Below are 20,224 nucleotides of genomic sequence, written 5' to 3' on the forward strand. Positions count from 1 at the left end.
CATGACTGCAGCCCGCCCACTGCCCCGTGTTTCCCTGCGCTGCCGGCTTCGCACGCTCGCCGCGCTGCTGACGCTTGCCAGCGCCTGCTGTGCCGCCGGCGCCGCCACCGCGGCCAGCACCGACGCCACGAGCTGGAACCTCGACCGTCTGATGTCCACCCTGGGACAGAAAAAATCCGGGCGCGCGAGCTTCGTCGAAACGAAGTATCTGTCGATCGCCAGCGAGCCCGTGACATCCTCAGGCGAACTGACGTTCACAGCACCGGACCATCTGGAAAAGCGCACGGACAACCCGAAGCCGGAAGACCTCGTAGTCGACGGCGACAAACTGACGATTGCCCGCAACGGCCACAAGTACACGCTCGCGCTGACGCAGTACCCGGATCTGTCGGCTTTCATCGAAAGCATTCGCGCGACTTTATCGGGCAACCGTTTCGCGCTCGAGCAGGTGTATAAGGTGGCGGTCACGGGAACCGGCGACGACTGGACGCTCACGCTCACCCCGCTCGATTCCCGCATGCTGAAGACGATCAGCACCATTACGCTGACGGGTACACGCGACGTTCTGCATACCGTCGCGATCCAGCAGGCCGACGGCGATCATTCGCTGATGCGCCTGCAAAACGACGCGGCCAACTGATGCGCGAGCAGTCTGTCGGCGGTACATCACCAGGTGGCATGGGGCGGCTGCTGCGACAACGCGCCGTCCTGATATGGCTCGTGTTTTTGCTGGCCTGCGCGGTGGTGATCAGCCGTACGACGTTCACCGCCGACCTGTCCGCTTTCCTGCCGCGCTCGCCGAGCGCCGGCCAGCGCGTGCTGGTCGACCAGTTGCGCGACGGCCTGGTGTCGCGGCTGATTCTGGTGGGCATCGAAGGTGGCGATCCTGCGACCCGCGCGGCGCTCTCGCGCAACATGGCCACCAGCTTGCGCGGCGACACGCAGTTTGCCTCGGTAAACAACGGCGAACCCGTCAGCGAGACGCGCGACCAGCAGTTCATCTTCCAGCATCGCTATGTGCTGAGCCCTGCGGTGACGCCGCAGCGTTTCTCCGCAGACGGCCTGCATCAGGCGCTCGGTGACAGTCTCGATCTGCTCGGCTCATCCGCGGGCATGTTCACCAAGGAGCTGCTGCCGCACGATCCGACCGGCGAAGTTGCCGCGCTCGTCAACCGCCTGGATAGCGGCGCGCAACCGAGGTCGCAGGAAGGCGTGTGGGCCTCGCGCGACGGCAAGCGTGCGGTCATGGTCGTGCAGACCACCGGAGCCGGCTCCGACACCGACGCTCAGGCCCGCGCCATGGCCACGCTGCAACAGGCTTTCGATGCCGCGAAGCGAAGCGTCCCGAATCCGTCCGCGTTCCGCCTGGTAATGACCGGGCCGGGCGTGTTTTCCGTCGAGACGCGCGACAACATCAAGCATGACGTTGCCCGCCTCTCCGTGGTTAGCCTCCTGCTGATCGTAGCGTTGCTGCTGGTGGTGTACCGCTCGCCCCTCACGCTCCTGCTTGGTCTGCTGCCGGTACTGTCGGGCGTGGCGGCAGGGCTCGCCGCAGTCAGCCTCGCGTTCGGCACGGTGCACGGCATTACGCTCGGCTTCGGCACCACGCTGATCGGTGAGGCGGTCGATTATTCGATCTATCTGTTCGTGCAGTCTTCGCGCGCGCAGGCTCATGGTGCCTTGTCTGCTGCTGGTTCTGCATCCTTGCGCGAAGATGCGACGCTGCGCAACTGGATTGCCGTCTACTGGCCAACCATCCGCCTCGGCATGCTGACGTCGGTCTGCGGGTTCGCTTCAATGCTGTTTTCAGGCTTCCCGGGCCTCGTGCAACTGGGCGCGTATTCGATCGCGGGCCTGGTAGTGGCAGCGCTCGTCACCCGTTTCGTCCTGCCGCATCTGCGCGGCGCGCGTTTCGCGATTCGCGACGTCGCCCCGCTCGGCGCAAGACTCGCCACGCTGACCGCCGCCGCACCTCGTCTGCACTGGCTGCTGGTCGCGTTGCTGGTGGCGTCGGTCGCAACGCTGGCTTTTCATCGCCAGCATGTCTGGAGTCACGAACTGTCCGCGTTGAGCCCGGTGTCGGCACAAAGCCAGGCGCTCGACGAAAGCCTGCGGGCCGATGTCGGCGCGCCCGACGTGCGTTATCTGGTGGTGATCTCGGGTGCGAGCCAGGAAGCGGTGCTGGAAGGCGCCGAGAAGGTGTCCGCGCAATTGCAGCCACTCGTGGACAAGGGCGTGCTGGCGGGCTACGAAAGTCCGGCGCTGTATCTGCCAAGCATTGCTGCTCAGCGCGCGCGTCTCGCCAGCCTGCCGTCCGCGGATGAGTTGACGGCACGGATGCGCGAGGCCGTCGCCAATCAGGCTATCAGCGTCAAGCCGGAGGCGTTCGCACCGTTTATTGCCGATGTCCAGGCGGCCCGTCAGCAGCCGTTGCTGCAGCGCGCGGATCTGCGTGGCACTTCGATGGCGCTCGCCGTCGACGCTCTCCTGACCGAACGCGCAGGCCGCTGGAGCGCGATGCTGTCGCTGCGCGCACCGGATAGCGCGCAGAACGCAGGGCATGCCGCCGCCCCCGACGAACCGAGCCTCGACGCCGCCACGATCGGCGCCGCGGTCGCACGCGCCCAGGTGCCGGATGCGCTCTTCGTCGACATGAAGGCAGAGGCCGATCGCCTCTACGTCAACTACGTGCGCGAGGATATTCATCTGTCGCTCGCCGGGCTCGGCGCGATCGTCGTGCTGCTGCTGATCGCGCTGCGCTCGCCGCAGGCGGTGGTCCGCACGCTCGCGCCGCTCATCGCCGCCGTGCTGGTGGTTAGCGCGGGCCTCGCGCTGGCGGGCGAGCAACTGACCATCCTGCATCTGATCGGGATGTTGCTGATCGTCGCAGTGGGGTCGAACTATGCGCTCTTTTTCAACAAGCCCAACCGTGGTTCGGCAGGGGGCCTAAGTATTGCCCCGCAAACTCTGGTTTCACTGCTGATTGCCAATCTTGCGACCGTGGCGGGCTTCGGACTGCTGGTGCTCGCCCGTGTGCCCCTGCTCAAGGCGTTCGGTTTGACCGTGGGTCCGGGCGCAATCCTCGCCCTTTTGTTCTCGGCGATTCTCGCACCGGCCATCACGCGGGGCGACGCGGCCGAAACAGCAGAAACAGTCGAGCCAATCGAAGCGGCCGCACGCCGTACTGGAGAGCGAGTATGAATTCGACGACACCACGCACGTCATTGCCCTCGCGTACCTCGTATGCAGCGCCTGGCGTCGCACGACGCTGGAAGCCGTCGCCTTTTGTCACCGGCTCGGCCGCGCTGCATGTCGGCGCTGCGGCAGCGTTCCTGGCACAGCCAGCGCTCTGGCCTTGGGCGATGGGGAGCCTCGTCACCTCGCATCTGGCGCTGGTAGCCGCCGGTTTGTGGCCGCGCAGCACGCTGCTGGGCCTGAACTGGACAGCACTGCCCGAAAGCGCCGGCAAACAGATCGCGCTGACCATCGACGACGGCCCCAATCCCGAGGTCACGCCGCGCATCCTCGACCTGCTCGACCGTTACGACGCCCGCGCGACGTTCTTCTGCATCGGCGATATGGCGCGCCGCTATCCGCACTGCGTCGAAGCGATCGTCGCCCGTGGCCATGCCGTGGAGAATCACAGTCAGCGGCATCGTCATAACTTTTCGGTGACGGGGCCGCGTGCCCTGGAGCGCGAAATCGCGGCGGCGCAACAGACGTTGACGGACATTACCGGGACGAGGCCGCTCTTCTTCCGGGCGCCCGCCGGATTGCGCAATCCGTTCCTCGAACCGGTGCTGTGTGGGCTCGGACTGCATCTGGCGAGCTGGACCCGGCGCGGCTTCGATACCCGCACGCGCGACGCCGAGGTGGTGGCGCAGCGGCTGCTGCGCGGGCTCGCGCCACGCGACATCCTGCTCGTGCACGACGGCAATCCGGCCCGCGATGCGCACAATCAACCGGTGGTGCTTGACGTATTGCCTCGCGTGCTCGAAGCAGCCGCGGCTGCGCAGTTGCGTTGCACAACGCTGCGCGCTGCAATCGCACCGGGAGCTGAAGATGCCTGAGACGCCGGATAGCACGAGCCTGCCGTTTGCTACCATTGACGCAAGGACTTCGGCGTCATCGGCCGGCCCTGGGTTGGCACAATCCGCCCGGGCCGTTCCATCGAACCGTAACAGGACCGAACCGTCGTGAAACCTCTCCTGCTCACGCATTTCACCGCCACGAGTTGTGCCGGACGCGGCCTCGACGCCACGCTTGCCGCGCTACGCGAGCAACGCGGCGGGCTCTCACCGTGCCGCTTCGAGCGCGCGACGCTCGACACCTGGATCGGCGAGGTCGAAGGCGTCAATGACGAGCCGGTGCGCGCCGACCTGCGCGACTTCGACTGCCGCAACAACCGGCTCGCGCAACTCGGCCTCACGCAAGACGGCTTTGCGCAGGCTGTCGCGGCGGCAGCGCAGCGCTATGGCGCAGAGCGTGTCGGCGTGTTTATCGGCACCAGCACGGCTGGCATCCTCGAAACCGAACTCGCGTACCGGCAGCGCGATCCGCAAAGCGGTGCCCTGCCCACCGGGTTTCACTATGCCGAGACGCACAATCCCTATTCGTCCGCCAGCTTCGTGCGCACTTATTTTGCGCTGAAGGGTCCAGCGCTGGTCGTTTCGTCGGCATGCTCGTCGGGCGCCAAAGTGTTCGGCTCGGCGCGCCGCATGCTCGCCGCTGGGCTGATCGATGCGGCCGTGGTGGGCGGCGTCGATTCGCTGTGTCTCACCACGCTGTATGGTTTCAACTCGCTCGAACTGCTTTCGAATGGTCCCTGCAAGCCTTTCGATACCCATCGCAGCGGCATCTCGATCGGCGAGGCGGCGGCGTTTGCGCTGCTCGAGCGCGTGCCGGATGGAGACGACAGCGCAAGCGCTCCGCTTGCCGACGATGCGATCCTTCTCGCCGGCATCGGCGAATCGAGCGATGCGTACCATATGTCGTCGCCGCATCCCGAGGGACTCGGCGCACGCCTTGCGATGGAGCAAGCCCTGGCGAGTAGCGGGATCGCTGCGGCCCGGATCGACTACATCAACCTGCACGGCACGGCGACGCCCAGCAACGATGCCGCGGAAAGCCTCGCGGTCAACGCGCTGTTCGACGGCACGCCCTGCAGTTCCACCAAGGGGGCGACCGGCCATACGCTCGGCGCGGCGGGAGCGCTGGAAGCCGTCATCGCCGCACTGACGTTGCGCGAGCAGTGGCTGCCCGCCGGCATCAACACGAGCGAGGCCGACCCAGCGCTGGGTCTCAACTATCTGCTGACGAGCCGGCCGGCCAGCCTGCGTAGTGTGCTCAGCAATTCATTCGGCTTTGGCGGCACCAATTGCAGCCTGCTGTTCACCCGCGGGTTCAGCCATGCGGATCAAGCATCTGACGGGACTAGCGGAGACAACGGGAGGGCAGCGTGATGATTCCCTTGAGCGCTGTCATTGAAAGCGTCGGTTTGATAGGTCCGGGCCTTGCCAGCTGGGTCGAAGCCCAGGCCATCCTAGCCGGCCGCGCGCCTTACGAGGCTGCGCGCACGGTAGTGCCGGCACCGGCCAGCCTGCCCTCCGCCGAGCGGCGCCGCACCGGCACCAGCGTTAAACTCGCCCTCGCGGTGGGCCATGAAGCGGTGGCGGCAAGCGGCCGTGATGCCGCCTCGCTTGCCACGGTGTTTTCGGCATCGGGCGGCGATGGTCAGAACTGCCATGCAATCTGCGAGACGCTCGCGAGCGACGACCGCAAGCTCTCGCCCACCCGTTTCCACAACTCGGTCCATAACGCGCCGGCCGGCTACTGGAGCATTGCGACAAGGGCGATGGCGCCGTCCAACGTGCTGTGCGCGTACGACGGCAGTTTCGCCGCGGGCCTCCTCGAGAGTCTTTGCCAGGTGGCGGTCGATGGGGTGCCCACGCTGCTGATCGTCTTCGACACCGAGTACCCGGCACCGATGCGCGACGTCCGGCCGGTCCCCGACGCTTTCGGCGTGGCGCTGCTGCTCTCGCCAGTGCAAGGTGCGGATGTGCGCACACCCGCAGGCACGGATACCAGCGCGCTGGCGCGCATCGACGCACGCCTCACCGACACGCCCGCCAGCGTGCTTGCCGTGCCGGAGTTCGAACAGATGCGCCGCAGCAACCCTGCCGCCCGCGCCCTGCCCTTGCTCGAAGCGTTGGCGAAACAGCGCCCAGCGAGCGTCGTACTCGATTATCTGCAGGACGTACAGCTTCAACTCGATATCACTGTGCCGAACGGCTCTAGCGAGTAGACAACGCGATGACTTCAACCCTGCCGCTTTCACCGCCGCTCGACCGCGCGTGGATTGCCACGAAGATCCCGCACAGCGGCGCGATGTGCCTGCTCGACCACGTCGCGGAGTGGGACGCCGACCATATCCGCTGTATGGCCACCAGTCATCTTGACGTGCATAATCCGCTGCGTGCGCACGGACGCCTCGCTGCGGTGTGTGGCATCGAGTACGCTGCCCAGGCAATGGCCGTCCATGGTGCGCTGCTGGGCGCAGCCGGACAGCAACGTCCGCGGGCAGGTTTTCTGGCCAGCGTGCGCGAAGTCGATGCGCAGGTGGCGCGCCTCGATACGCTGGATGGCCCCTTGAGTGTCGAAGCCGAGCGCTTGAGCGGCAACGAGAATAATATTCTGTACCACTTCGCATTGCGGTGTGACGAGCGCCTGCTGCTGACAGGCCGCGCCGCCGTCATGCTCGATGCAAGCGGTGCTCTTTAGTGGTTCCTTGTTTTGCCCTTGATCTGTCTTTCAACGGCCGGGCTCGCGTCGAGCCCCGGCGTTACTTCAGGACCTGTGTGATGAAGAAGCTCAGCGCGCTGACCGCGCTTATAGCAGTGACATTTGCCACGCTCACTCCGATGGCCCATGCGGACGTCTCCGATGCCGCACATCAATTCAAGAGCGACGTGAAGACCGCTGGAAAGGAAACCGGACACGCGTTCCGTGATGCCGGTCATGCGGTTGCGCACGGGGCGAAGGCAACGGGCCATGCAGTGGCGCATGGCGCGAAGACCGCCGGGCACGCAGTCGCGAACACGACGAGCCACGGGTATCACAAGACCAAAAACTGGGTAAAGGAGAAGACCTCCTGACCGGTTTGCGTCGACTTCGGCATAGGCATAGGCATCGGTACGGGCGCCCTTGTCGCCCTTACCCTCTCCCGCATCAGCGCATGTTCCCCGTGTGCCCTAGCGAGTAACGTCCCGGCTGCGGCCACACCGTCAAGCCATGCGGTTCCATGCCGACCGGAATCAAATGCATGGTGCCCGAGGTCGTGTCGATCGCGTACACCACATCGTCGAAGCGGCCCGACAGCCATAGCATCTTGCCGTCCGCGCTGACGTTGCCCATGTCGGGACTGCCGCCACCGGGAATCGGCCACGTGACCAGCACCTTGCGCGTGGCAAAGTCGAGCACCGAAATGCTGCCCGGGCCATGCCTGGGCCCATGCACACGGTTCGAGCCGCGGTTCGAGATGTACAGCTTCGTGCCGTCGCGGCTCGGATACAGCCCATGCGTTCCGATACCGGTATGGATAAAGCCGACCTTGGTAAAACTATCGCCGTCGACCACGAACACGCCATCGGCCATCATGTCCGCCACGTAGAACACCTTGCCGTCCGGCGAGATTCGGATGTCCTGCGGCATGCCCTTGGCGTCGAGCTGCAGATAGCCCAGCACCTTGCGGTTCACCATGTCGATTTTCGCCAGCTTGCCGCCGAATTCGCAGGTAAAGAGCGCGTATTTGCCGTCGATCGAAAAGTCCGCGTGGTTGATGCCCTTGCACTCCGGCACTTCGAGGCTCGACTTGAGCGCCATCGTGTGAGCGTCGCGGAAGTCGAGCCGGGCGCGCGCCTCGGCCACTACGATTGCTTCCTTGCCGTCCGGCGTGAAGTACATGTTGTAGGGGTCGTCGACCATGTCCTCTTTGCCCGGCTTGCCGGTTTTCGGATCGATCGGCGTGAGGCTGCCATCGAGCCGGCCCTCGGCGTTATTGGCGACCCACAGCGTCTGCAGATCCCACGAGGGCACCACGTGCTGCGGACTACGGCCGACTGCAAATCTGTCGACCACCTTGAAGGTGGCCGGATCGATCACGTAGACATCGTTCGAGCGCAGGTTGGGCACATAGACGCGTGGCAGCGCGCCGGCTACGGCGGCGCTCATGCGATTGGCGCCCGCCTCGCTGTACAGGTTGCCCGCGTTGACCACCGGCGGCATACCCGCCACGGTCGTGACGGCGGGCGCTGCCGCCGCCGCGAGGCTAGTCATCCATAGTCCTGACAGGACCACCCCAACCAGCGACACGAGCTGCATCCAGCGACCGGACCGGTAAGCCATAGCGACGAACTCCATGAACGAGCGGCATATAAGCGCACCACAAGCACAACGCGGACAACGAGGACGAGGCGACAGACAATGCCATGCACAACGCACGCACCTCAGTGCCCCGCCGTATCTTTCCTGATTGCTTCCACAGTGCGCGACACGATTGCGTCGATGCCCTGCTGACCGAGCTCGGCGGTCGCGCGACGCGGATCGCCGCCGTACACGCCATCGGCGGCCCCTGGCTTCGGGCCGCTGCGCAGCTTATCGAGCCGGACCATTTGCGGCGCCACCGCGAGCAGCAGCGACACGTCTGCGAGTCCCGCATGGGTGCCGATCTCGTCGTCGTGAAAGCCATGCTCGCGCAGAATCGCGTTGAAGCCGTCCGAACTTGTGCCGTAGTACTCCGGCGGCACGAAGGCACGCGTCGAGGTGCCGGCCCACGACTTGTTCAACTGCGCGACGACGTGCTTGAGATCGTTCTGATAACCGCCGTGGTCGCCGAGAAACACGATGTTTTTAAAGCCATGCACAGCGAAGCTGTTGGCGGCGGATTCGAGCATCTTTTCGAAGACGTCGTCCGGAATCGTGATGGTGCCCGGAAAGCGCATGTGCGAAGTGGGCGGCGCATAACCACCCTCCGGCACATAAGCCACGATAGGCGCGACGAGCGCATTGCCGAGTCCCTGCGCGATGCGTTGCGACAGCACCGCGACGCGCGCGTTGTGTTTGCCGAGCGCGACGTCGGGTCCACTTTGCTCGGTGCCGCCGATGGGAATGATGATGGTTGTCTTGCCTGCCGCCACCTCGTCGCGTACCTCTGTCCACGTGAGGTTTTCGAGGAACACGGTTTTCGGCGCTTGCGCGAGAGCGGTCTGGGTGGCGATCAGCAACACGATCGCGGCGAGCGTTCGCTGCGGTGAGAAGCGCATGAGGCGGCCCTGTCCCGGAAGATTGACGACGCTTGTGAGTATATCCGTCGCTCGTGCAGGCCGAGAGGCATTTACCGGAACGGGTGGTTCTCGAAACAGGACCTTGTTCAAGGGTTATCCCTGGTGTTTCAATTCCACCAAACCTTTCTTTTTGCTTTCTTTATTCTTTCAATTAAGGTTAAATTGAGGCCTTCGTTAAGCACGAGGAGACCTCAAATATGTCGCACTTCATGCAGGGCGCGGTGACGCTAGGTGGTTGCATCGGCATGTTCACGCTGATGGTGACCATGATTGAAATGCTGAAGGGATAACAGCATCGGCCTTCAGCCCGTGGCATCTCGCCACGAACTGAAGGCCGGCCACCCGCCATCAACTGCAGGTTACGACGCTCCACCTGACACCGGCGACGGATTGCGTTCCGCGAAGCCTTCCTGATGCCAGTACGGATACACGGGGCGCACTGCGCTGGCGGCATCGAGCTTCGCCATCTGTTCGGCCGTCAGATTCCAGCCGACGGCGCCGAGATTCTGCCGCAACTGTTCTTCGTTACGCGCACCGATCAGCACCGTCGAAACCGTGGGACGTTGCAACAGCCAGTTCAGCGCAATCTGCGGCACGGTCTTGCCGGTTTCGGCCGCCACTTCGTCGATCGCGTCGAGCACGCGGAACAGATATTCGTCCGGCACCGGCGGACCCATGTCAGCGGTTTTATGCAGGCGGCTCTTTTCCGGCAACGGTTGACCGCGTTTCAGCTTGCCGGTCAGACGCCCCCAGCCGAGCGGACTCCACACCACCGCGCCCAGGCCCTGGTCGAGTCCGAGCGGCATCAACTCCCATTCGTAGTCGCGTCCTACCAGCGAGTAATACGCCTGATTCGCGACGTAACGCGGATAGCCATAACGGTCGGCCACGTCTTGCGACTTCATCAGATGCCAGCCGGAAAAATTCGACACGCCTGTATAGCGGATCTTGCCTGCCCGCACGAGATCGTCGAGCGTCGACATTACTTCGACGACCGGCGTCTTGGCATCGAAGCCATGTAGCTGGAACAGGTCGATATAGTCGGTCTGCAGACGCTTCAAGGCGGCGTCGACAGACTGGATCAGGTGAAAACGCGACGAGCCGACACTGTTGGGCCCATCGTCGAAACGGAAGGTGGCCTTGGTCGAGATGATGACCTTGTCGCGCTTGCCCTTGATCGCTTCGCCGAGCACGGCTTCGGACGAGCCTTTCGAATAGATGTCGGCGCTGTCGAACATCGTCACGCCCGCGTCGAGACAGATATCGATCAGACGGCGTGCTTCGGCGACATCGGTTGCGCCCCACGCCTCGAAGAATTCGCCCTTGCCGCCAAATGTTCCCGTGCCGAAGCTGAGCACCGGAACCTTGAAGCCGGACGCGCCCAAATATCTCTGTTCCATCGAATAATCTCCGTAAGGTTGCTTCGCATTTGCTGCTCGCTTACTGCTCATGTGCTGCTAATGCGCCGCCCGATGGCCACGCATTTTCCATCCTGCAACAACAGGGCTCGAGTCTACGCGCGTCCGCCGGATCGCGTCGGCGACGCCGGCAGCCTTGGGGAGTTGCAACGCCGTGTAGAAAATTCAAGCGGAGAGGATGACCTTACCTGCGACAGTCCCGCCAGTTCACCAGACTCACCCGGTTCACCGTCACTCGCAAGTCACGAGCGCATGCAGTTCGTCGATATTGAATGGCTTGGCGAGAATCGCCACGCCGATATGTTTGGCGCGTTCCAGTTCGTCGGCGTAGCCGGTCATCAAGGCGATCTTCTGGGCGGGCCAGGAAGTGCGCACCCGTTCTGCGAGGTCGACGCCGTTCAGCTTGCCGGGCATCTGGATGTCGGAGAGCACCAGTTCGAAAGTCTCCCCGGCGGTGAGGACATCAAGTGCCCGGTCCGCAGTCGCTTCGTGATGCACTTCGCATCCGAAAGTTTGCAACACGGCCGCGATGCCCGCTGCGACATCCGCGTTGTCCTCCACCAGCAGCACCACGCCCTGCGCAGCGGAGTGGTCGTCGCCGGTCGCCGTGGCGACTACCGGCTGCGCCGCCCGCGCTTCGCGGTAACGCGGCAGATATAGACGCACCGTCGTGCCGCTGCCCACCACGCTGTCTATTTTCGCGGTGCCGCCCGATTGTTCGCACATCGCGAGGACCTGCGCGAGCCCGAGGCCTGTGCCAGAACCGTGCAGCTTGGTCGTGAAAAGCGGCTCGAAGGCGCGGCGCGCCACCGCCTCGGCCATGCCCTCGCCGTCATCGGAACAGGTGATGAGCACGTATTCGCCATCGGGCAGCAATGTGTCGCTCGACACCAGCCGCACGTTCTGGCAGCGAATCGCGAAGCGCCCGCCTCGCGGCATCGCATCGCGCGCGTTGACCGCGAGGTTCATGATGGCGAACTCGAGCTCGGTCGGGTCGACCAGCACGCGCCAGATCTCGTCCATCAGATTGAGCTTCACCTGCACCTTGTCGCCCACCGCCGCGTCGATCAGCGGGGCGGCGCCGGGCAGCCATTTCGCCAGCTGGACCGGCTCCTGTTTGAGCGGCTGCTTGCGCGCCACGCTCAGGAGGCGGCGCGTCAACGCCTCCGCAGTCGAGGTGGCGCGCTCCACCGCCTTCACCTCGTTTTCCATGTTGTTGAAGCCCTTGTGGCGGGCCATCTGCATGTTGGACGAGACGACCATCAGCAGATTGTTGAAGTCGTGCGCGACGTTGGCCACCAGATTGCCGAGCGCGCCCATGCGTTGCAACTGACGGGTCGATGCCTCGGCGGAAAGCCGCATCGCCACTTCGCCCTGCCAGCGCTCCCAGGCCTGACGCTCGGTCTCGAGCTGGCGCAGCGAGAAGAACACCAGCAGCCAGATGGCGATGCACGGCACCACCGTGATGGTCGCGATCAGGAAGAAGTGGTGCCACCACTGCTCATAGATCGCGGAGGTGGCGTAGGCGCTCATCACATACAGCGGATAGTCGGCGACCCGGCGGAATGCCAGCAGCCGCTCCACCCCGTCGACGCTCGAAGTCATCCGCACGTGGCCGAACAGTTCCTTGTCGCGCAACGCATCGGTAAACGGCGTATGCGCCGACAGCTCGGTGCCCGGTGGCCAGCCCGGATAACGCACCAGCAACTGGCCGTCCTGGCGGTACAGGCCGAGCGCGAGCGATGGGTCGCCTCCCGTCAGGTCGCTGTAAAAACGCGAGAAATAGTCGCTGCGCAGCGCGATGGAGACTTCGCCGAGGAAGCGCCCGTCCGCCGTCGAGCGGGCCAGCGTCGTGTTGAACACATCGGTCTGCGAGACCTGCCCGTACATCGGCAGCGAGAAGTACGTCGACGGGCGGATCGCCTTTGCCGAGAGGAAATCGTCGCGTGTGGCGACCGAGACGTCCGGGGCGGGAAAGACGCGGCTATTGACCAGCAGCTTGCCCGCCGGGTCGAAGATCGCAATGGCCGCCACCTGCGGGAAGTCGCCGCCAATCTCGCGCAGGTGCTGGAAGATCTCGCCTTCGTGGGCGCGGATCGCGGCCGCGTCGTCGTCACCCAGCAGGTCGAGAATACGGGCGATGATCTGCTGGTTCAGATCGAGCACCTTGACCGCCTGCTCGTCGGTCACGCGTGCGAGGCGGTCGATCATGTTGTCGGAATCGGCAATCCGGCGCTGATAGTCGAAGTATCCGTAGCCTGCGAGACAGGCGAGCGGAAACAGGATCGAGGCGACGAACACCACGAGCAGGATGCGCCGCGTTGCAGCAAAGTTGCGTAACGGCAGGGGTAAGTCGACGACGGCGCGCTCCGCATGTTGCACGTGACGATCTCCTCTGACGAATCGATAAAATCAGTGTAGGTCGAACTGGGTGGCTTGCAGACAACGTGCCCGATACCGCGCGCGACCCTAATTCGGTTTCGCCTGACTGTACGACAGGCCGCGCCCAGACACAAACATATGGCGCTTACAGCAGGCTCTATGGCGTTCAAGGGCGTTCCGTCGCGATCCGCCAGGCAACTGGGCACAACGATTGCTGCCGCAGCGGGCACCGCCCTATCGGAACGAATCGTCATGTCTGACCAGACCGCTCCATCCCACGGTGATGAAGACCAGCAACGCGACCGGCAATCCAGCGCCGGCGACTCCGGGCGCGCGGCGAGCGGCCAGAACGGCGCGAACGACCGGTCCACCAAGAACGACAACGGCAGCAAAAACGACAAGGACAGCAATAACGGCAACGGCAAGGACGAAAAGGATGGCAAGGACGCCAACGGCTCCGGAAAGAACAAGAGCAAAAAGCCGCTGATCATCCTTGCCGTAGTGGCCGTGATCCTGCTGATCGGCGCGTTTATCTGGTGGTTCGCGACCCGCAACCAGGTCACCACCGACGACGCCTACACCGACGGCAACGCCATCACGATTGCGCCGCAAGTCTCGGGTTACGTGGTCCAGCTGGCGATCAACGACAACGTCTACGTGCACAAGGGCGAGCTGCTGGTCGTCATCGACAAGCGCGAGTATCAGGCCCAGGTGGACGCCGCCCAGGCTCAACTGGGGCTCGCGCAGGCGCAGTTGAATGCGGCCCAGGTCCAGCTCGATATCGCGCGGGTGCAGTATCCGGCGCAGTACCTGCAGGCCAAGGCGCAAACCTCTTCGGCCGAGGCCAACCTGAAGCAGGCGCAGGCCGCCTACGTGCGTCAGCATGCGGTCGACCAGCGCGCCACCTCGCAGCAGAACATCGATACCGCCGACGCGCAGCAGCAAACCGCCCGCGCCAGCGTGCAGCAGGCACAAGCCCAGCAGCAGACGGCGAGCCTCGTGCCGCAGCAGATCAGGCAGACCGAGGCGACGGTGGAAGAACGCCGTCAGCAGGTTCAGCAGGCTGAGGCGCAGCTCGAGCAGGCACGCCTCAATCTCTCGTACTGCGAAGTGCGGGCGCCCTCCGATGGCTGGGTCACGCGCCGCAATGTGCAGTACGGCAGCTTCCTGCAGGCGGGCGTGTCGCTGTTCTCGATCGTCACGCCGGACGTCTGGGTGACGGCCAACTTCAAGGAGTCGCAACTCGAGCGCATGCGCCCTGGCGACAAGGTGAACGTCGAGGTCGATGCGTATCCGAAGCTCGAACTGCATGGTCATATCGACAGCGTGCAGCTCGGCAGCGGCTCGGTTTTCTCGGCCTTCCCGGCGGAAAATGCGACCGGCAACTTCGTCAAGATCGTCCAGCGCGTGCCGGTGAAGATCGTGATCGACGACGGCATGCCGCGCGATCAGCCTCTCGGTCTCGGACTTTCGGTGTCGCCCAAGGTCTTCCTGAAATGAGCGAGGCCAACTGGAAGCCTGCCGGCAATCCATGGCTGATCGCGATCGTCGTGACGCTGGCCGCGTTCATGGAAGTGCTCGACACCACCATCGTCAACGTGGCGCTGCCGCATATTGCCGGCACCATGTCGGCCAGCTACGACGAAGCGACCTGGACCTTAACCTCCTACCTGGTGGCGAACGGCATCGTGTTGCCGATCTCAGGTTTCCTTGGCCGGGTGATGGGCCGCAAGCGCTATTTCCTGGTCTGCATCGTGGCGTTTACAATCTGCTCGTTCCTGTGCGGGATTGCCAGCAACCTGATGCAGCTGATCGTGTTCCGGCTGCTGCAAGGGTTCTTCGGCGGCGGTCTGCAGCCGAACCAGCAGTCGATCATTCTCGACACCTTCCCGCCTGAACAACGGGGACGCGCGTTTTCGATTTCGGCGGTGGCGATCGTGGTTGCGCCGGTGCTGGGCCCGACGCTCGGCGGCTGGATCACCGATAACTTCTCGTGGCGCTGGGTCTTCCTGCTCAACGTGCCGGTGGGCATTCTCACCTCGCTCGCCGTGATGCAGTTGGTCGAAGATCCGCCGTGGCGCAACAAGGACAGCGGCAAGGTGTCGATTGACTATATCGGCATTACGCTGATCGCGATCGGTCTCGGCTGCCTGCAGGTGATGCTCGATCGCGGCGAAGACGACGACTGGTTTTCGTCGACGTTCATTCGCATCTTTGCGGCGCTGGCGGTGGCGGGCATAGCGGGGGCGATAGCGTGGCTGCTCTATGCGAAGAAGCCCGTGGTGAATCTGGCGTGCATGAGGGATCGTAACTTCGCGCTTGGCTGCATCACCATGGCGGCCTTTGCGATGATGCTCTATGGCAGTGCCGTGCTCGTGCCACAACTCGCCCAGCAGCAACTCGGCTATACCGCGACGCTGGCGGGGCTCGTGCTATCGCCTGGCGCGATTCTGATCGTCATGGAGATTCCGATCATCAGCCGCGCGATGCCCTACGTGCAGACGCGTTTCCTCGTGGCGACCGGTTTTCTGCTGCTCGCGCTCGCCCTTGCCTACTCGCATACCCTCGTGCCGAATGTCGACTACGACACGCTCGTCAAGATGCGTAGCGCGCAGTCGATTGCGATCGGCTTTCTGTTCGTGCCGATTACGACGCTCGCCTATCTGACCGTGCCGCGCGAACTCAACGACGACGCCTCGGCGCTGTTTACGATGTTCCGTAACGTGGCGGGGTCGATCGGCATTTCGTTATCCACCGCGCTGATTCGCGAGCGCACCCAGGCGCGCATGGCGCATTTGTCGGTCCATACGACGACGCTCTCGCAGAACTACAACGACACGCTGCAGCGCACGGCGCATACGATTGCCGGCATGACCGGCCAGCCGCTCGCGCAGGCGATGAAAACCGCCGCCGGGCAACTCTATACGACCTTCATCTCACAGGCGACCATTCTGGCTTACGTGGATGTGTTCGGCTACCTCGCACTTTTCTGCGCCATGGTCATTCCCGTGACGTTTTTCTTTTCTCCGGCCAAAGCCGCAGGCGGCGGAGGAGGACACTGATATGAGCCACGTTCGCCGCGTACGACGTGCCGCGCTCCGGCGTGCACTCCCCGTTGCACTTCCTCTTGCAGTGCTGCTCGGCGCCTGCACGGTTGGACCGCAGTTTCGCGCTCCGCAAGCCGACACGCCGGCGCAATGGCACGATCCGCAGCAGGCTGCCTCAGAGGCGGCGGCTCGTGCCGCGACGCCTGCTTCGGCTGCGGCGCCAACAGCCGCATCCGTGCCCACGATGGACTCGGATCCCGATCCGCAATGGTGGCGCAGCTTCTCGGACCCGACGCTCGATGGGCTGATCGACCGCGCCGCGCGCGACAACCTTGACCTGCAGGAGGCCGTGCTGCGCATCGTCGAAGCACGCACCCAGGAGCAGAGCGCGGCTGCGCAAGGTCTGCCCAACGTACGCGCAAGCGGTAGCTATCAGCGCGAACAGCTCGGCGCGAAGGGCTTTCTGGAATCCGATGGCGTCTACAACAAGGTCGATCAACTGGGCGCGCCGAACTCGCCGGTCAACCAGATCGCCCCTGGGGCGGGCGCTACGCTCGAAAACGGCGCCAACAATGTCCTTAACCAGCTGACCGCGCCGATCAACCTATGGCAGGTCGGTTTCGATGCTTCGTGGGAGCTGGATCTGTTCGGCCGGGTGCGCCGCTCGGTCGAGGCCGCGCATGCGCAGACCGAAGAGGCGGTGGAAAGCCGCAACGACGCACTGGTGTCGCTCGAGGCCGAGGTCGCGCAAACCTATATGCAGTTACGCGGCGCCCAGGCATTGCGGCAGATTACCCAAAGCCTCGTCGATCAGCAGCGCGATATCGTCGCGTTGACGCAAAGTCAGGCGAAGGTGGGGCTTGCGAGTCAGCTCGATGTAAAAAGTGCGACAGCGCAATACGCGCAGACCCAGGCGCAGTTGCCTCAATACGATCAGCAGATCCAGCAGGCGCTCAATGGCCTCGCCTATCTGCTCGGCGAGCCGCCGGGCTCGCTCGCGGATGAACTGTCCGCGCCTGCCGCGGTGCCGCCTGTACCGCCGAGCGTGCCGGTCGGCATGCCGTCGACACTGGCGCGCCGACGTCCGGACATCCGCCGTGCCGAGGCGAGTCTGCATGCGGCCACCGCCGATGTCGGCGTCGCGGTGGCGCAGTTCTACCCGGATATCTCGCTGACCGGCCAGGTCGGCACGCGCGCCACAAACGCGAGCGGTTTGACACACTGGTCGAGCCTGTTCTATTCATTCGGGCCGAGCATCTCGCTGCCGATCTTCGAGGGCGGCTCGCTGGTGGCTAACCTCCATCTGTCGCAAGCGCAACAGCAGCAGGCTGCACTCGATTACCGCAAGACGGTGCTGATGGCGTTGCGCGATGTCGACAATGCCCTCGCTGTCTACCGTACCGATCAGGCGCGCCAGGTGTCGCTGGGCGACAGCGTCGCGGCGCAGCAGGCCGCCTTCGAACTCGCGCGCGACAGCTACCGCAAGGGCCTCGTTACTTTTATCAACGTGCTCGACGCAGAACGGCAGCTAAGCGATGCGCAGCAGCAGTACGCGCAGGAAACCATGCAGGTCAGCACTGACCTCGTGGCACTGTACAAGGCGTTGGGCGGCGGATGGCAAGCTGGTGGGAATGCGACAGGCGCGACGGATGCGGTCCCGGCGAAAGCGCCGGGCGGTTGAGGATGGTACTTCCAGAACTACGCCGCGATATCGTCGACCGTCTGCGCCGGTTCCATTTCCACCGGAACGGTAGCGGCGATCCGGCAGCACGCATTCAGCATGTCCTGCATCGACGTTGCGTAGCAGTCCGCACCGATCGCGCTTTGCAGATCGTCGCTCCACTTTTCCGGCTGCCCTTGCGGCCACAGGCCAACGACAATCGACGCATCAGGCAGGCGCTGACGAACCCGCCTCACGAGATAGCGCAGATGAGAGGGAATACCGTCGATGTTCAGATAGAACAGGCATACGATGGTGACCGCCGACGTATCGAGCGTATCGATAGCAGTGCGCGACGCCGCTTCATGCGGCAGCGAGCGGCAATTCAGATCGTGCTTGCCGAGCAGTTGCAGCAGCAGGCTGGTCGCCAGTTGATCGAGCGGACCGCGTCCGGCGATGCATAGCACCTGATGGCCAGCCCGATTGCGTTCGGCGCGCTCACGCTGGATACGCGTCTCGTCGCTCGTGTTGCCGGCCGTGCCTTGACCTGCCCCCATGCCCGCTTCGCCTTCGCTCGCCGCCGCTTGTGCTCTGGCTTCGCGCTCGAGGCTCGCTTCATCCACGGGCAATCGCGACCGTTCGTCGGACGGCCCGACTGCCGCCCAGTTTTCCTCGGGTTGATCGAGCCTGGGATCGCGATCGGGAAAGCTATCGAGCCCTTCGGCCAGGTCGTTAGTGGTGGATTCGATCCGTGCGAGTTGCGCGGCGGTGACGCTGCCACGCTGCACGTCGTTGGCCGCCAGTTGCAAACCCTTGAGGGCAACTTCATCGTAATACGCGCAGAGCGAACGCTCGCGAAGCAGACTCTCGGCTTGTGCGAGCGCCTCATCCGGGTCGCCGGCCAGCGCACGCTGATAGAAGTTCTCGATCGGCGTGAGCGCGGGTTGATCACCTAGCAGCACGTCGAGAAACTCGAGCCGTCGAACATGACGGCCCAATACCAGCAGACATAAGGTCAAGGGCGTGGAGAGGATCAGTCCGATAGGCCCCCAGATCCAGCTCCAGAAAATCGCGGCGACCACGACGGAAAACGGCGAAAGACCCGTGCTGTGTCCGTACAGCAAAGGCTCGACCACTTGCCCAACCAGCACTTCGACGCTCACGAAGAGCGCCAGCGACCAGATCGCCATCGACCAGCCGGGACTCACCGCTGCGGCCAGAGCGGTGGCAAGCACCGCCGAAATCCAGATGCCCACGTATGGCACGAGCCGCAAGAGCGCGGCCATGATGCCCCACAGGATAGGGCTCGGCACTCCGATCAGAGAAAGGCCGATGCCGATCACCACGCCCACCCCTGCATTCACGCCGAGCTGCGACACGAAGTAGCGGCTCAGACGACGCGCGGCCTCGTCCATCACGGTCGTCGTGCGATGCAGATCGCGCGAACCGAACAGACGAATCGCACGGTCGCGCAGATCGTCGCGCTGGAGCAGAATCACGATCGTCACGACGAAAACGATAAACGCTGTTTCAAGCGGGCTAATGGCAGGTGTCAGAAAACGCCGCGCGAGTTCGAATGGCGTGGGCACCGGCTCGCGCACGACGACGGGCATCGCGGCGGGTGCCTGTGCATCGGATGATGGCGCCACGGCACTGCGCGAGGCCGGTGGCGGCGCGGGGGACGGCTGCTGCTGCGGCTCGGTGACACGCTGCAGCGCCTGACCGGCTGTGCCCATCAGGCGGTCGAGCTTGCCGATGGTCAGGTTGTGCGCGGTGTCGAGCTTGCGCTCGATGGTGGCTTCATAATGCGGCCCGTTGGCGACGAGGTCGGTGAGCTGAGTCCCGATCACGCTGGCGAGCAGCACAATGACCGAGACTGATAGCAGCACCGCGGCAAACACCGAGGCGACGTGTCCTAGGCGGATGCGCAACAACGCATTCGCCAATGGCGCGACGAGGAAGCTGAGCAGGATCGCGAGCGTGATCGGAATCAGCACGTCGCGCGCAAAGTAAAGCGCAGCGACGGCCAGCACGCCGACCGCCAACGTGATCAGCCCCTCGATGCCCAGCGCGGTGCTCGGAGCAATACGTGTCGCCGTGCGCGTCAAGCGTGGGTCGTCGAAGTCCCGCATCTATTCCTTGTGTGTCGGCGTTACCGTCACACCCGTATGCGAGTCGCCCTCCGCGCCCATCGATTCCTTCTCGACTTCAGCGCGCGCCTGCTCCCAGTATTCGTCCGGGTTGCCCTTGGGATCGGTCGCCTGTTCCCACAGGTAGTACGCGCGGGTGCGAATCTTTTCTTCGGTGCTGTTTGTTTCGAGTTCGTGGTCCTGTGCCATCTTGCCCTCCTGGGCGTTTTGCCTTGAGTCTGCTTTG

16 protein-coding genes are annotated in these 20,224 nt (G+C 64.1%); 10 read left to right on the forward strand and 6 right to left on the reverse strand.

Features of this window, described 5'->3' with window-relative positions; all coding sequences use genetic code 11:
* Window position 1 precedes the first annotated feature (1 nt).
* The 7 genes from P3T20_RS26820 (at window position 2) to P3T20_RS26850 (ending at window position 7,154) form a co-directional block, all read left to right on the forward strand.
* On the forward strand, window positions 2-640 hold the full coding sequence (locus P3T20_RS26820) for an outer membrane lipoprotein carrier protein LolA (RefSeq protein WP_074264584.1): 639 nt from the start codon (window positions 2-4) through the stop codon (window positions 638-640).
* Window positions 640-3,201 carry an MMPL family transporter gene (locus P3T20_RS26825; RefSeq protein ID WP_429288336.1) on the forward strand — a complete coding sequence of 854 codons (2,562 nt, stop codon included), beginning with the start codon at window positions 640-642 and terminating at the stop codon, window positions 3,199-3,201. Before P3T20_RS26820 ends, P3T20_RS26825 begins: the two co-directional genes overlap by 1 nt.
* Window positions 3,198-4,070 (forward strand): polysaccharide deacetylase family protein, encoded by an 873-nt coding sequence (locus tag P3T20_RS26830; RefSeq protein WP_429288337.1) that lies wholly within the window; start codon window positions 3,198-3,200, stop codon window positions 4,068-4,070. Before P3T20_RS26825 ends, P3T20_RS26830 begins: the two co-directional genes overlap by 4 nt.
* Window positions 4,071-4,196: 126 nt before the next feature.
* Window positions 4,197-5,462: a beta-ketoacyl-[acyl-carrier-protein] synthase family protein gene (locus tag P3T20_RS26835; protein ID WP_074264587.1), complete on the forward strand. Its 1,266-nt coding sequence runs from the start codon at window positions 4,197-4,199 to the stop codon at window positions 5,460-5,462.
* Window positions 5,462-6,304 (forward strand): beta-ketoacyl synthase chain length factor, encoded by an 843-nt coding sequence (locus P3T20_RS26840; RefSeq protein ID WP_074264588.1) that lies wholly within the window; start codon window positions 5,462-5,464, stop codon window positions 6,302-6,304. The genes P3T20_RS26835 and P3T20_RS26840 overlap by 1 nt, the downstream gene beginning before the upstream one ends.
* Before the next feature lie 8 nt (window positions 6,305-6,312).
* Window positions 6,313-6,780 carry a hotdog family protein gene (locus tag P3T20_RS26845; RefSeq protein ID WP_074264589.1) on the forward strand — a complete coding sequence of 156 codons (468 nt, stop codon included), beginning with the start codon at window positions 6,313-6,315 and terminating at the stop codon, window positions 6,778-6,780.
* Window positions 6,781-6,860: 80 nt separating this feature from the next.
* Window positions 6,861-7,154, forward strand: coding sequence for a hypothetical protein (locus tag P3T20_RS26850; RefSeq protein WP_074264590.1), 294 nt, complete (start codon window positions 6,861-6,863; stop codon window positions 7,152-7,154).
* A gap of 73 nt (window positions 7,155-7,227) precedes the next feature.
* Here P3T20_RS26850 and P3T20_RS26855 read toward each other — a convergent pair whose 3' ends face one another.
* The 4 genes from P3T20_RS26855 to P3T20_RS26870 form a co-directional block, all read right to left on the reverse strand.
* Entirely contained in the window at window positions 7,228-8,379 is a 1,152-nt protein-coding gene (locus P3T20_RS26855; protein WP_429288493.1) for a YncE family protein, read from the reverse strand.
* A gap of 125 nt (window positions 8,380-8,504) precedes the next feature.
* Window positions 8,505-9,320, reverse strand: coding sequence for a creatininase family protein (locus P3T20_RS26860; protein WP_074264592.1), 816 nt, complete (start codon window positions 9,318-9,320; stop codon window positions 8,505-8,507).
* Between the two features lie 380 nt (window positions 9,321-9,700).
* The gene (locus P3T20_RS26865) at window positions 9,701-10,741 is read right to left on the reverse strand and encodes an aldo/keto reductase (RefSeq protein WP_074264593.1); all 1,041 of its coding nucleotides are present in this window, start codon (window positions 10,739-10,741) and stop codon (window positions 9,701-9,703) included.
* A gap of 249 nt (window positions 10,742-10,990) precedes the next feature.
* Window positions 10,991-13,141, reverse strand: a complete 2,151-nt coding sequence (locus P3T20_RS26870; RefSeq protein WP_074264594.1) for a hybrid sensor histidine kinase/response regulator — start codon at window positions 13,139-13,141, stop codon at window positions 10,991-10,993.
* 252 nt (window positions 13,142-13,393) lie between these two features.
* On the opposite strand from P3T20_RS26870, the gene P3T20_RS26875 reads away from it, so the two are divergent.
* From P3T20_RS26875 to P3T20_RS26885, 3 genes are read left to right on the forward strand one after another with little or no spacing between them, the layout of a single operon-like run.
* Entirely contained in the window at window positions 13,394-14,641 is a 1,248-nt protein-coding gene (locus P3T20_RS26875) for an HlyD family secretion protein (RefSeq protein ID WP_074266072.1), read from the forward strand.
* Window positions 14,638-16,203, forward strand: coding sequence for a DHA2 family efflux MFS transporter permease subunit (locus P3T20_RS26880; RefSeq protein WP_074264595.1), 1,566 nt, complete (start codon window positions 14,638-14,640; stop codon window positions 16,201-16,203). Before P3T20_RS26875 ends, P3T20_RS26880 begins: the two co-directional genes overlap by 4 nt.
* 1 nt (window position 16,204) lies before the next feature.
* Window positions 16,205-17,869, forward strand: a complete 1,665-nt coding sequence (locus P3T20_RS26885) for an efflux transporter outer membrane subunit (protein ID WP_074264596.1) — start codon at window positions 16,205-16,207, stop codon at window positions 17,867-17,869.
* A 17-nt stretch (window positions 17,870-17,886) separates the two neighbouring features.
* Here P3T20_RS26885 and P3T20_RS26890 read toward each other — a convergent pair whose 3' ends face one another.
* Window positions 17,887-19,980, reverse strand: a complete 2,094-nt coding sequence (locus P3T20_RS26890) for an AI-2E family transporter (protein ID WP_074264597.1) — start codon at window positions 19,978-19,980, stop codon at window positions 17,887-17,889.
* Window positions 19,981-20,187, reverse strand: a complete 207-nt coding sequence (locus tag P3T20_RS26895; RefSeq protein WP_074264598.1) for a DUF2934 domain-containing protein — start codon at window positions 20,185-20,187, stop codon at window positions 19,981-19,983.
* Between the last annotated feature and the right edge of the window lie 37 nt (window positions 20,188-20,224).

The organism is Paraburkholderia sp. GAS206C (genome assembly GCF_050435645.1).
GTDB lineage: Bacteria > Pseudomonadota > Gammaproteobacteria > Burkholderiales > Burkholderiaceae > Paraburkholderia > Paraburkholderia phenazinium_B.

Bases quoted from the DNA above. Each gene is read 5' to 3' on its own strand.
- P3T20_RS26830 (WP_429288337.1), top strand. From the start codon at position 3,198: ATGAATTCGACGACACCACGCACGTCATTGCCCTCGCGTACCTCGTAT.
- P3T20_RS26890 (WP_074264597.1), bottom strand. From the start codon at position 19,980: ATGCGGGACTTCGACGACCCACGCTTGACGCGCACGGCGACACGTATT.
- P3T20_RS26875 (WP_074266072.1), top strand. From the start codon at position 13,394: ATGTCTGACCAGACCGCTCCATCCCACGGTGATGAAGACCAGCAACGC.
- P3T20_RS26820 (WP_074264584.1), top strand. From the start codon at position 2: ATGACTGCAGCCCGCCCACTGCCCCGTGTTTCCCTGCGCTGCCGGCTT.
- P3T20_RS26885 (WP_074264596.1), top strand. From the start codon at position 16,205: ATGAGCCACGTTCGCCGCGTACGACGTGCCGCGCTCCGGCGTGCACTC.
- P3T20_RS26825 (WP_429288336.1), top strand. From the start codon at position 640: ATGCGCGAGCAGTCTGTCGGCGGTACATCACCAGGTGGCATGGGGCGG.
- P3T20_RS26845 (WP_074264589.1), top strand. From the start codon at position 6,313: ATGACTTCAACCCTGCCGCTTTCACCGCCGCTCGACCGCGCGTGGATT.
- P3T20_RS26855 (WP_429288493.1), bottom strand. From the start codon at position 8,379: ATGCAGCTCGTGTCGCTGGTTGGGGTGGTCCTGTCAGGACTATGGATG.
- P3T20_RS26880 (WP_074264595.1), top strand. From the start codon at position 14,638: ATGAGCGAGGCCAACTGGAAGCCTGCCGGCAATCCATGGCTGATCGCG.
- P3T20_RS26860 (WP_074264592.1), bottom strand. From the start codon at position 9,320: ATGCGCTTCTCACCGCAGCGAACGCTCGCCGCGATCGTGTTGCTGATC.
- P3T20_RS26840 (WP_074264588.1), top strand. From the start codon at position 5,462: ATGATTCCCTTGAGCGCTGTCATTGAAAGCGTCGGTTTGATAGGTCCG.
- P3T20_RS26895 (WP_074264598.1), bottom strand. From the start codon at position 20,187: ATGGCACAGGACCACGAACTCGAAACAAACAGCACCGAAGAAAAGATT.
- P3T20_RS26850 (WP_074264590.1), top strand. From the start codon at position 6,861: ATGAAGAAGCTCAGCGCGCTGACCGCGCTTATAGCAGTGACATTTGCC.
- P3T20_RS26865 (WP_074264593.1), bottom strand. From the start codon at position 10,741: ATGGAACAGAGATATTTGGGCGCGTCCGGCTTCAAGGTTCCGGTGCTC.